This is a genomic window from Chitinilyticum litopenaei DSM 21440 (genome assembly GCF_000428145.1).
GTDB lineage: Bacteria > Pseudomonadota > Gammaproteobacteria > Burkholderiales > Chitinibacteraceae > Chitinilyticum > Chitinilyticum litopenaei.
This window is the reverse complement of record NZ_ATZJ01000002.1, coordinates 43,396-55,070: the sequence shown is the minus strand read 5'-3', so window position 1 is coordinate 55,070 and position 11,675 is coordinate 43,396. Positions and strand designations below refer to the sequence as shown.

9 protein-coding genes are annotated in these 11,675 nt (G+C 62.1%); 6 read left to right on the top strand and 3 right to left on the bottom strand.

What is annotated here, in order from left to right:
- Positions 1 to 97 precede the first annotated feature (97 nt).
- Both C515_RS0102210 and C515_RS0102205 read left to right on the top strand, forming a co-directional pair.
- Positions 98 to 2,092 carry a UvrD-helicase domain-containing protein gene (locus C515_RS0102210; protein WP_028454195.1) on the top strand — a complete coding sequence of 665 codons (1,995 nt, stop codon included), beginning with the start codon at positions 98 to 100 and terminating at the stop codon, positions 2,090 to 2,092.
- A gap of 156 nt (positions 2,093 to 2,248) precedes the next feature.
- The gene (locus tag C515_RS0102205) at positions 2,249 to 3,499 is read left to right on the top strand and encodes an HD domain-containing phosphohydrolase (protein WP_051304541.1); all 1,251 of its coding nucleotides are present in this window, start codon (positions 2,249 to 2,251) and stop codon (positions 3,497 to 3,499) included.
- A gap of 28 nt (positions 3,500 to 3,527) precedes the next feature.
- Here the strand turns inward: C515_RS0102205 and C515_RS0102200 are convergent, their stop codons facing one another.
- The 3 genes from C515_RS0102200 to aceA all read right to left on the bottom strand — a co-directional run bounded on the left by C515_RS0102200 (position 3,528) and on the right by aceA (position 7,311).
- Complete coding sequence (locus C515_RS0102200) at positions 3,528 to 4,139, bottom strand: glutathione S-transferase N-terminal domain-containing protein (RefSeq protein WP_028454193.1); 612 nt, start codon at positions 4,137 to 4,139, stop codon at positions 3,528 to 3,530.
- A 189-nt stretch (positions 4,140 to 4,328) separates the two neighbouring features.
- Positions 4,329 to 5,915 (bottom strand): malate synthase A, encoded by a 1,587-nt coding sequence (gene aceB, locus C515_RS0102195; protein ID WP_043647803.1) that lies wholly within the window; start codon positions 5,913 to 5,915, stop codon positions 4,329 to 4,331.
- Between the two features lie 115 nt (positions 5,916 to 6,030).
- Positions 6,031 to 7,311: an isocitrate lyase gene (gene aceA / locus C515_RS0102190; protein WP_028454191.1), complete on the bottom strand. Its 1,281-nt coding sequence runs from the start codon at positions 7,309 to 7,311 to the stop codon at positions 6,031 to 6,033.
- Positions 7,312 to 7,503: 192 nt separating this feature from the next.
- Here aceA and grpE point away from each other — a divergent pair, with 192 nt between their 5' ends.
- The 4 genes from grpE to dnaJ all read left to right on the top strand — a co-directional run bounded on the left by grpE (position 7,504) and on the right by dnaJ (position 11,650).
- Entirely contained in the window at positions 7,504 to 8,052 is a 549-nt protein-coding gene (gene grpE / locus C515_RS0102185) for a nucleotide exchange factor GrpE (protein WP_028454190.1), read from the top strand.
- Between the two features lie 123 nt (positions 8,053 to 8,175).
- Positions 8,176 to 10,098 carry a molecular chaperone DnaK gene (gene dnaK / locus C515_RS0102180; protein ID WP_028454189.1) on the top strand — a complete coding sequence of 641 codons (1,923 nt, stop codon included), beginning with the start codon at positions 8,176 to 8,178 and terminating at the stop codon, positions 10,096 to 10,098.
- Between the two features lie 24 nt (positions 10,099 to 10,122).
- The gene (locus C515_RS0102175; protein ID WP_028454188.1) at positions 10,123 to 10,482 is read left to right on the top strand and encodes a four helix bundle protein; all 360 of its coding nucleotides are present in this window, start codon (positions 10,123 to 10,125) and stop codon (positions 10,480 to 10,482) included.
- A 37-nt stretch (positions 10,483 to 10,519) separates the two neighbouring features.
- On the top strand, positions 10,520 to 11,650 hold the full coding sequence (dnaJ, locus tag C515_RS0102170; RefSeq protein WP_028454187.1) for a molecular chaperone DnaJ: 1,131 nt from the start codon (positions 10,520 to 10,522) through the stop codon (positions 11,648 to 11,650).
- The last annotated feature ends 25 nt before the right edge of the window (positions 11,651 to 11,675 follow it).

Genomic DNA, 11,675 nt, shown 5'->3' with positions numbered 1-11,675 from the left:
ATCCAGAATGCCGGCGCTGCCAATCGCCGGGCGATGGCAGTGTGCACGTGCTAGAATCGCGCCCTCGCAAGACACTGATCTATCGGGCTTTTCATCCATGCTGCATCTGCTCAACCCCGCGCAACGCGCCGCCGTGCAATACCTGAACGGGCCCTGCCTGGTGCTCGCCGGGGCCGGCTCCGGCAAGACGCGGGTGATCACGCAAAAGATTGCCTACCTGATCGAACAGGCCGGCATGGACGCGCGCAATATCGCCGCGATCACCTTTACCAACAAGGCTGCGCGCGAGATGCAGGAGCGGGTTTCCACCTTGCTGCCCGCGCCCATGCTGCGCGGCCTGACTGTCTCGACCTTTCACAGCCTCGGCATGCGTTTCCTGCGCGAAGAGGCGAAGCATCTGGGCTACAAGCCGCAATTCTCGATTCTGGATTCGGCGGACAGCTGGAAAATCCTCTCCGACATCCTGCAGACCACCGACAAGGGACTGATCCGCCAGACGGTCAGCCAGATTTCGCTGCTGAAAAATGACCGCATCGGCCCGGACGACGCCATCCGCAATGCCGCCAGCGACGGTGAAATGCATCTGGCGCGACTGTACCGCCAGTATCAGGACACGCTGACGGCCTATCAGGCGGTGGACTTCGACGATCTGATCCGCCTGCCGGTCGATCTGCTGGAGCGCAATGACGAAATCCTGCAGAAATGGCGTTCGCGGCTCAGATATTTGCTGATCGACGAGTGCCAGGACACCAACACCACGCAGTACGATCTGGTGAAGCTCTTGTGCAATGTCTCGGGCCAGTTCACCGCCGTGGGGGATGATGACCAGTCGATCTACGCCTGGCGCGGCGCGAACATGGAAAACCTGCGCACGCTGCAGGACGATTTTCCGCAGCTGCGCGTGATCAAGCTTGAGCAGAATTACCGCTCGGTGGCGCGAATCCTGCGCTGTGCGAATGCGGTGATCGCCAACAATCCCAAGCTGTTCGAGAAAACCCTGTGGAGCGAACTGGGCGTGGGCGATCCGATCCAGGTGGTCGAAACCAAGAACGAGGAACATGAGGCCGAGCTGATCGCGATGAAGCTGCTGGCGCACAAGTTCGAGGCGCAGACCGACTTCAAGGACTACGCCATCCTGTACCGCAGCAACTTTCAGGCACGCGTCATCGAAAAAGCCCTGCGCGAGCACCGCATTCCCTATCAGATTTCCGGCGGGCAATCGTTCTTCGACAAGGCCGAAATCAAGGACATCCTCGCCTACCTGCGCCTCTTGGTGAACGACCGCGACGACCCGGCCTTTATCCGCGCGGTGACGACGCCCAAACGCGGTGTTGGCAATGTCACGCTGGAGAAGCTCGGGGTATATGCCCAGCACCGTAATATCTCCTTGTATGCCGCCGTATACGAGGAGGGGTTCATCCATCAGGTGCAGGCCGCGCAATACGCGCCACTGAAAGATTTCGCCGATTTCATCGGCCGCATGCAGTTTCGCGCGCCGCGTGAGCCAGCCGGTCCCCTGCTGATGGAAATGCTCAAGGCCATCGACTACGAAACCTGGCTCTACGACAGCGAGGAAGCGCGCCCGGCCGAAACCAAGTGGAACACGGTGATGGACTTCGTCGACTGGATCGCCAAGAAGGGCGAGCGCGACGGCAAGGACCTGCTTGAACTTACCCAGACGATTGCGCTGATCACCATGCTCGAAGGGCGCGACGAGGAAGAGGTCGATGCGGTGAAAATGACCACGCTGCACGCGTCGAAAGGCTTGGAATACCCGCATGTGTTTCTGGTTGGCTGCGAGGAAGAAATCCTGCCGCACCAGAATTCCATCGAGGCCGGCACCGTCGAGGAAGAGCGCCGGCTGATGTACGTCGGCATCACCCGGGCGCAGCGCACGCTGACCATCACCTGGTGCGGCAAGCGCCGCCGCGCCGGCGAATGGCAGATCACCCAGCCCAGCCGTTTTCTCAAGGAATTGCCTCCCGAGGATGTGCGCTTCTCCGGTCGGCTGGCGCCGGAAAAGGGTGTGCCGGCGATCACCAAGCAGGAGGCGCGCGGCATGGCGGCCAGCCTGCTGGCCAAGCTCGGATGAGTGCATGTATGTGAATGTGGCCATTTAAATAAAAGGGCTGTATTCATATAGGGTGTTTGGTATGTCATCTGCCGACTGGCGGGCAGGCCGGTGCTTCGTGCTGGCAAGCTGGCGAAGCCTGACTATCCTGATTACAGATTGATGTCAGGATTCGCCATGTCGCTGCCTACCGTTTCGCTGCAGGATTTCATCTTCACGCTGGCCCATGCCGTCGATCTGGTCGGCATGGATGATCCCTGGCATGGCCGGCGTGTGGGACTCTTGGCCGCCGAACTCGCCGGGCATGCCGGTGGCGATCTGGCAATGCGCCAGCGCATGCATCGCGCCGGCCTGCTGCACGATTGCGGCGTGTCGTCGACCGTGGTTCATCAGTCGCTGACCGCCGAACTGGAGTGGTCCGGCGCCGAAGCGCATTGCCAGCGTGGCGCAGAACTCCTGCAGCGCTGTGCGCCGCTGGCCGCACTGGCGCCGGTGGTGCGCCATCATCACACCCGCTGGGAGCAGCTCACGCAGCTGCCGATCTGGCGCGAGCAGCCGGCGCTGGCCCGCGAGGCCAATCTGGTGTTTCTCGCTGACCGCATCGATGCGCTGTCACGGCCCAGTTATGCCGACCGCAGCACTCTGGCGGCAGCGCCCGAGTTGCGCGGACGCATCATCGAGCTGGCCGGCAGCTTTTTTGCCCCGGAATGGGTGAACGTGTTTGCCGAGGCGTCCAGCCGCGAAGCATTCTGGCTGATGCTCGACAGCGAGTGCGTGCTGGATTATCAGGATGAAATGCGCGAACTCGACCCCGGCACGCCGCTGGCCTGGGAGGATTTCCGCACCGGAGCCCAGTTGCTGGCCGACATCATCGATGCCAAGTCCCCCTTTACCGCCGAGCATTCGCGCGGTGTCGCACGGCTCGCCAGACATCTTGCCGAGCGGCTGGGCCTGCCGGCCGAGCGCGTGGCGGCGCTGGAAGTGGCAGCGCTGCTGCACGACATCGGCAAGCTGCAGATCCCCGACGACATTCTCGACAGTCCCTGCGGCCTGAACGAGCATGACGCCGGCGTGATGCGTTCGCACAGCTTTGCCACCTATATGGTGCTCAAGCGGCTGAAGGGCGCGGAAGAGATCGCGCGCTGGGCCGCCTGGCATCACGAGTCACTGGACGGGCGCGGCTATCCCTTTCATTTGCTGGCGACCGAGATGCCCATCGAGGCGCGCATCATTCATCTGGCCGATCTGTACCAGGCGCTGGCGCAGGATAGGCCCTACCGGCCGGCGATGCAGCCCAGGGCCATCCTGCGGCTTTTGCAGGTGCGCGCGCAAAAGCAGCTGCTGGAAAGCGAGCTGCTGGCGGTGCTGGAAAGCGACCTCGGTGCCGCCCACGAGGCGGCGGTTGGCGAGGCGATGATGCCGTTCTGAGCTGTGCTGCTTGTCCGCGGAGCACGGTTCAGGCAGCGACCGGGCGGGTTTCCTGGAAGGAGGGGCGTTCTTCCAGACGATGCAGGTAGGCGGCGAGTGCCGGATGGTGGCTGGCCCATTCCAGTTCGGGCAGGCGGAAATTCAGGTAGGCCAGCATGCTGCCGGCGGCAATGTCGGCCAGCGTATAACTGTCGTCGAGCAGGTACTTCTTCTCGCCCAGATCTTCGGCCAGGGCAATCACGCCGCGTTCGATCTTGCCGGTTTGCTTGGCGATCCATTCGGTGGATTGCTGCGCGGCCGGCCGGCGCCGCTCCGCCACCACGGCGACGGCGGCATCGAGCACGCCATCGGCCAGCGCTTCGCGGCGCTTGACGCTGACGACCTGGCGCGGGCCGTTCGGAATCAGGCGGCTGACCGGCGAGACATGATCAAGGTATTCAACGATCACGCTGGAGTCATACACCGGCTTGCCGTCGTCCATCAGCAGCACCGGCACCTTGCCGAGCGGATTGTGTTCCAGTGCGGCGTGATCGGGCTGGCTGGTATCCGTGAGTACCAGTTCGCAGTCGATGCGTTTTTCGGCCAGCACGATGCGAACCTTGCGGCCGTAAGGACTGGTGAGGGAGGTGATCAGTTTCATGGAGGGGCGGCTTGTGCGCTGTTCGGGTTGGTTTGCCCATTCTAGCTGGCGCTGCCCGGCCTAGCCATTTTGCGCCCGGGAGTGTTGCATTGCAGCGTAAATGCGCGAAGAAAACCGGCGGAAGGCGGCCACCCGTCCTCCGTGCACTGGAGGGCGGGTGGCGCCGCATTGCCGCGAGCCGGCCGGGGCTCAGGCGAGGCGGGCGTAGCCCGGCAGGGTCAGGAATTCGACGAAGTCGCTGCTGGTGGTCAGCTGGTCAAACAGCCGCGCCGCTTCATCCAGCGTGGCGGGGAAGCGGCCAGCCGCGCGGATCTTGCTGACCTCGTCGGGCAGCAGTGCGCTGAACAGTGCCGTATTGACCTTGCGGCCATCGTCGAGCACCCCCTTGTCGCTGCGCAACCACTGCCAGATTTGCGAGCGGCTGATCTCCGCCGTGGCGGCGTCTTCCATCAGATTGTTGATCGGCACGCAACCAAGACCCGACAGCCAGGCGGCAAGGTATTGCACGCCCACGGAAATATTGCTGCGCAAGCCCGCCTCGGTGATCGGTGCTTCCGGCTGGAAGTCGAGCAGATGGGCCGCCTTTACCACCACATCGTCGCGCTGCTTGCCGATCTGGTTCGGAGCCTCGCCCAATACCGCATCCCAGGCCGCTTGGGCGATCGGCACCAGCCCCGGGTGCGCCACCCAGCCGCCGTCATAACCGTCGCCCGCGTCGCGTTCCTTGTCGCTTTTCACCTGTGCCAGCGCCTTTTCATTGGCGGCCGGGTCGCTCTTGACCGGAATGTAGGCGCTCATGCCGCCGATAGCCGGCGCACCGCGCTTGTGGCAGGTTTTCAAGAGCAGCAGTGAATAGGCGCGCATGAAGGGGGTGGTCATGCTGATCTGGCTGCGGTCGGCCAGGCAAAAACCCTCGCGGCTGCGGAATTTCTTGATGCAGCTGAAAATGTAATCCCAGCGCCCCGCGTTGAGCCCGGCCGAGTGATCCTTCAGTTCGTAGAGGATTTCGTCCATCTCGAAGGCGGCGAGGATCGTCTCGATCAGCACGGTAGCCTTGATGACGCCATGCGGCGCGCCAAGGAAGGATTCGGTAAAGGTGAACACATCGTTCCACAGCCGCGCTTCCAGGTGCGACTCCATCTTCGGCAGATAGAAATAGCACGATGAGCCGTGCTCCAGCTGGTATTTCAGGTTGTGAAACGCGGCAAGGCCAAAGTCGAACAGGCTGCCCGACATGATTTCGCCGTCCACCGTCACATGCTTTTCGTCCAGATGCCAGCCGCGCGGGCGCAGGATCAGCGTCGCGGTTCGCTCGTCCAGGCGGTATTCGCGGCCTTCGGGGCTGGTGTAGGACAGTGTCTTGCGGTAGGCGTCGATGACATTGAGCTGGCCTTCGATCTGGTTCTGCCAGGTCGGGGTGTTCGAATCCTCGAAATCGGCCATGAAGCAGCGGGCGCCGGAATTGAGCGCATTGATCATCATCTTGCGCTCGACCGGGCCGGTGATTTCCACGCGACGATCCAGCAGATCGGCCGGCAGCGGCGCGATGGTCCATTTGGCGGCGCGGATGTCGGCGGTGTCGGCGAGAAAGTCCGGCAGCTCGCCGGCATTTAGCCGTACTTGCCGTTCTGCCCGGGCCGCGAGCAGGGCCTGGCGCTGCGGTTCAAACTTGCGGTGCAACTGGCTGAGGAAATACAGCGCATCCTGCGACAGGATGGCCGCCTGCTGGGCATTGGCCGGCAGCGGTGCATTAACACCTACAGGGGTATTGTTCATCAGCTTACTCCCTACATGACATTCACAAGCATACGCCTGCCGGTATGGGCAGGCGTGTCGGGTTGGGCGGCGCACTCCCGACCGCGCCGGCTGGCGGGGCGGGATGCGGGCGGGCTCAGTGGAACTGCGCTTCCTCGGTCGAGCCGGTCAGCGCGGTCGTCGAGCTCTGGCCCTGCTGGATGACCTGCGTGACCTGGTCGAAGTAACCCGTGCCGACCTCGCGCTGGTGTTTCACCGCCGTAAAACCACGGTCTGCGGCCGCGAATTCCGCCTGCTGCAGCTCGACAAAGGCGGTCATGCCTTCGCGCGCATAACCGTGCGCCAGGTTGAACATGCCGTAGTTGAGCGCATGGAAACCCGCCAGCGTGATGAACTGGAACTTGTAACCCATCGCACCCAGCTCGCGCTGGAATTTGGCGATCGTGGCGTCGTCGAGGTTCTTTTTCCAGTTGAACGACGGTGAACAGTTGTAGGCCAGCATCTTGCCGGGGAATTTGGCGTGGATGGCCTCGGCAAACTTGCGGGCGTAGTCCAGATCGGGCTTGCCGGTTTCGCACCACACCAGATCGGCGTACGGCGCGTAGGCCAGGCCGCGGCTGATTGCCTGCTGCAGCCCCGGCATCGTGCGGTAGAAGCCTTCCGGCGTGCGCTCGCCGGTACAGAAGGGCTTGTCGTTGTCATCCACATCGCTGGTCAGCAGGTCGGCGGCTTCGGCATCGGTGCGTGCCACCAGAATCGTCGGCACGCCCATCACATCGGCAGCCAGACGGGCGGCTACCAGCTTTTCCACTGCTTCGCGGGTTGGCACCAGCACCTTGCCGCCCATGTGGCCGCATTTCTTCACGCTGGCGAGCTGGTCTTCGAAATGCACGCCGGCGGCGCCCGCTTCAATCATCGCCTTCATCAGCTCGAAGGCATTGAGCACGCCGCCGAAACCGGCTTCGGCATCGGCCACGATGGGCGCGTACCAGTCGATGCTGTCGTCACCCTCGGCATGATGGATCTGATCGGCGCGGGCAAAGGTGTTGTTGATGCGGCGCACGACCTGCGGCACCGAATTGGCCGGGTAGAGCGATTGATCCGGGTACATTTCGCCGGCGATATTGGCATCGGCAGCGACCTGCCAGCCCGACAGATAGATGGCCTTGAGGCCCGCCTTGACCTGTTGCATGGCCATATTGCCGGTTAGCGCCCCCAGCGCATGGACATACGGCAGTTCATGCATCAGCGTCCACAGTTTATCGGCGCCCCGGCGAGCCAGCGTGTGCTCGATCAGCACGGTGCCGCGCAGGCGTTCCACGTCGGCCGCGGAATACGGGCGCTGGATGCCTTGCCAGCGCGGGTTGGTCTGCCAGTCCTGCTCAAGCTGGGCGATGCGTTGTGCGGCGTTGCTCATGCTGCTCTCCTGTCTGGAATAAGACGACCCGAATCGAGGGTTTGTCCAGCGTATTCAAGCAGAAAATTATTGCACTGCAACAAATATATTCTGATGGGGCTGATCGGCCCGGCTGATGAAGGGGCCGCACAAGGCCCTTGAAAAGGCCATGGTTATCCCCATTTGCTGTCCTGACCCGATTTGGAGGACAGCATGAGCACCAACGATCTGCAGCAAAATCCCGAGCAAACCGCCGAGCAGTCGGCCAGCCCGGAAGTCATGGCCGGCGAGACCATCAGCATTCCCAGCCTGGACGACCAGCTTGCCAATGCGCTGGCCGAACTGGAAAAAGCCCGGCAGGACGTGATGTACGCGCGCGCCGAAGGCGAGAACATCCGTCGCCGCAGCATCGAAGAAATCGACAAGGCACGCAAGTTCGCCGTGGAAAAATTCGCCCGCGAACTGCTGGGGGTGAAGGATGCCATGGAAATGGCCCTGCTGGATAACAGCGGCAATTTCGAAGCGATGAAGATGGGCGTCGATCTCACGCACAAGGCGCTGGTTTCCGCCTTTGAAAAATTCGAACTCAAGGACATCGCACCGGCCGTCGGCGACAAGCTGGACCCGAATCTGCACCAGGCCATTTCCGCCGTGCCGGCCGATCAGGAGGCCAATACGGTCGTGACGGTCATGCAAAAGGGCTACACGCTGGCTGGCCGGGTATTGCGCCCCGCCATGGTGATTGTGGCCGCAGCACAGTGATGACAGGCGGGGCTTGAATACCCGTTCGGCATCCCCATTTTTCCAGCAAGGTTAATTCGCAGCGACCGGCCTGGCATGGCTGGTCCGGCATTTCAGTGATCAGAATTTTTGAGGTAGAACATCATGGCCAAGATTATCGGTATCGACCTGGGCACCACCAACAGCTGTGTTTCCGTCATTGAGAACGGCCAGCCGAAAGTCATCGAAAACGCCGAAGGCGCGCGCACCACGCCGTCCATCATTGCTTACCAGGAAGACGGCGAAATCCTGGTGGGTGCGCCCGCCAAGCGTCAGGCCGTCACCAACCCGAAGAACACCCTCTACGCGGTGAAGCGCCTGATCGGTCGCCGCTTCGAGGACAAGGAAGTACAAAAGGACATCGATCTGATGCCCTTTACCATCACCAAGGCCGACAATGGCGACGCCTGGGTGGAAGTGCGTGGCAAGAAGCTGGCGCCCCCGCAAATCTCCGCCGAAGTGCTGCGCAAGATGAAGAAGACTGCCGAGGATTATCTCGGTGAGGAAGTGACCGAAGCCGTCATCACCGTGCCGGCCTACTTCAACGACAGCCAGCGCCAGGCGACCAAGGACGCCGGCCGCATCGCCGGTCTCGAAGTCAAGCGCATCATCAACGAGCCGACCGCCGCCGCGCTGGCGTTCGGCATGGACAAGATGGAAAAGGGCGACCGCAAGATCGCCGTGTATGACCTGGGCGGTGGTACCTTCGACATCTCCATCATCGAAATCGCCGACGTTGACGGCGACAAGCAATTCGAAGTGCTGGCCACCAACGGCGACACCTTCCTGGGTGGCGAAGACTTCGACCAGCGCATCATCGATTACATCATCGCCGAGTTCCAGAAAGAGCAGGGCATCAACCTGAAGCAGGACGTGATGGCGCTGCAGCGCCTGAAGGAAGCCGCGGAAAAGGCCAAGATCGAACTGTCGTCCAGCCAGCAGACCGAAATCAATCTGCCCTACATCACCATGGATGCCACCGGTCCGAAGCACCTGGTGCTGAAGATTACCCGCGCCAAGTTCGAATCCCTGGTGGAAGACCTGATCGAGCGCTCGATCGCGCCGTGCTCGATCGCGCTGAAGGATGCGGGCCTGAAGGCTTCCGACATTGATGACGTGATCCTGGTCGGCGGTCAGACCCGCATGCCCAAGGTCATCGACAAGGTCAAGGAATTCTTCGGCAAGGATGCGCGCCGTGACGTGAACCCGGACGAAGCCGTTGCCGTTGGCGCGGCCATCCAGGGCGCCGTGCTCGGCGGCGACCGCAAGGATGTGCTGCTGCTTGACGTGACGCCGCTGTCGCTGGGTATTGAAACCCTGGGCGGCGTGATGACCAAGCTGATCCAGAAGAACACCACGATTCCGACCAAGGCCTCGCAGGTGTTCTCCACCGCCGACGACAACCAGAGCGCCGTGACCATCCACGTGCTGCAGGGCGAGCGCGAAAAGGCTTCGGCCAACAAGAGCCTCGGCCAGTTCAATCTGGGTGACATCCCGCCGGCGCCGCGCGGCGTGCCGCAGATCGAGGTGACCTTCGACATCGACGCCAACGGCATCCTGCACGTGGGCGCCAAGGACAAGGCGTCCGGCAAGGAAGCCAAGATCACCATCCAGGCGTCTTCGGGTCTGTCGGAAGCCGAAATCGAAGCCATGGTGCGCGATGCCGAGCTGAATGCCGAAGAGGACAAGAAGCTGCACGAGCTGGTGACCGCCAAGAACCAGGCTGAAGGCATGATTCACTCGGTGAAGAAGATGCTGACTGACGCCGGCGACAAGGTGGACGCTGCCGAGAAGGAAAAGATCGAGGCGGCCATCAAGGAGCTGGATGAGGTCGTGAAGGGTGATGACAAGGAAGCCATCGAAGCCAAGACCGAGGCGCTGGCGCAAGCCAGCCACAAGGTCGCCGAGGCCATGTACGCCCAGGCTGGTGCCGAGCAGGCACCGGGCGCGCAAGCCGCCGCGGATGGCAAGAAGGATGACGGCAATGTGGTCGACGCCGAATTCACCGAAGTAAAAGACAGCAAGTAAGGAGTGAGGCGCGAGGAGTAAGGAGTGAGGCGCAAGCACCATGATTTGCTGGCATGGCAGGCCGCCATGCGGCTGGTCGAGACGGTGTATGCGTTTACTACCTCCCCTCTTTCGCGCGATGAAGCTTTCAACCTGACCAGCCAGATGCGGCGCGCCGCTGTTTCTGTGCCAAGCAATATTGCTGAAGGAGCCGCCCGGATGACTGCAAAGGAGTTCGGGCATTTTCTTGGCATTGCCCGTGGCTCGCTCAGCGAGCTGGAAACACAGTATCTGCTCGTTTGCCGCCTGAAGTTGGCTGAACCCTCGAAACTCATGGAGGATGGTTTGAATGAAGTGTTTGGTTTGCTGGGTGGCTTGATTCGTTCGCAGACGCGGGCAGACTAGTCACACCTCACGCCTTGCACCTCACACCTCACACACAATGGCTAAAAAAGACTTTTACGACATTCTCGGCGTCAACCGCGATGCGAGCGACGACGAGATCAAGAAGGCCTACCGCAAGCTGGCGATGAAGTATCACCCGGACCGCAATCCGGACAGCAAGGAGGCCGAGGACAAGTTCAAGGAGGCGAAGGAAGCCTACGAGATCCTGTCCGACAAGCAAAAGCGCGCAGCCTATGACCAGTATGGTCATGCCGGTGTCGACCAGCAGGCCGGCATGGGCGGCGGCGGCTTTGGCGCTGGCGGCTTCTCGGATGCCTTCTCCGACATTTTCGGCGACATCTTCGGAGGCGGACGCGGTGGCGGCGGTGGGCGCTCGAACGTGTATCGTGGCGCGGACCTGCGCTACAACATGGAAATCACGCTGGAAGAGGCCGCGCGCGGCGTCGAGAAGCAGATCAAGATTCCGGCGCATGAAGAATGCGACACCTGCCACGGCACGGGCGCCAAGCCCGGCACCGAGGCCAAGACCTGCCACACCTGCGGCGGGCATGGCCAGGTGCGGGTATCGCAGGGTTTCTTCAGCATCCAGCAGACCTGCCCGACCTGTCACGGCAGCGGCAAGTACATCCCCGATCCCTGCCGCAAGTGCCATGGCAGCGGCCGCGTGCAAACCACCAAGACCCTGGCGGTGAAAATCCCGGCCGGTGTCGACGAGGGGGATCGCATCCGCCTGTCCGGCGAGGGGGAAGCCGGCGTGAATGGCGGCCCGCCGGGTGATCTGTATGTGGTCATGCACATCAAGTCGCACAGCGTGTTCGAACGCGAAGGCAACGACCTGCATTGCGAAATGCCGGTCAGCTTCGCGACGGCTGCACTGGGTGGTGAAACCGAAATACCGACGCTGGACGGCAAGGCGCGCATCAGCATTCCGGCCGGCTCGCAAACCGGCCAGGTATTCCGCCTGCGCGGCAAGGGCATCAAGGGCGTGCGCTCGGCGATCACCGGTGACCTGATGTGCCACATCGTCGTGGAAACGCCGGTCAACCTGACCAGCCGCCAGAAGGAGCTGCTGAAGGAGTTCGACGAGATCGGCCGCGGCGAATCCGAGCAGCAGAACCCGCGCGCCAAGTCCTTCATGGACAAGGTGAAGGACTTCTTTGCCAGTTGATTTTTGGGTATGTGGCTGTAGCCCT

Coding starts and splice junctions, on each gene's coding strand:
- C515_RS0102210 (WP_028454195.1), top strand. CDS start 98: ATGCTGCATCTGCTCAACCCCGCGCAACGCGCCGCCGTGCAATACCTG.
- C515_RS0102205 (WP_051304541.1), top strand. CDS start 2,249: ATGTCGCTGCCTACCGTTTCGCTGCAGGATTTCATCTTCACGCTGGCC.
- C515_RS0102200 (WP_028454193.1), bottom strand. CDS start 4,139: ATGAAACTGATCACCTCCCTCACCAGTCCTTACGGCCGCAAGGTTCGC.
- aceB (WP_043647803.1), bottom strand. CDS start 5,915: ATGAACAATACCCCTGTAGGTGTTAATGCACCGCTGCCGGCCAATGCC.
- aceA (WP_028454191.1), bottom strand. CDS start 7,311: ATGAGCAACGCCGCACAACGCATCGCCCAGCTTGAGCAGGACTGGCAG.
- grpE (WP_028454190.1), top strand. CDS start 7,504: ATGAGCACCAACGATCTGCAGCAAAATCCCGAGCAAACCGCCGAGCAG.
- dnaK (WP_028454189.1), top strand. CDS start 8,176: ATGGCCAAGATTATCGGTATCGACCTGGGCACCACCAACAGCTGTGTT.
- dnaJ (WP_028454187.1), top strand. CDS start 10,520: ATGGCTAAAAAAGACTTTTACGACATTCTCGGCGTCAACCGCGATGCG.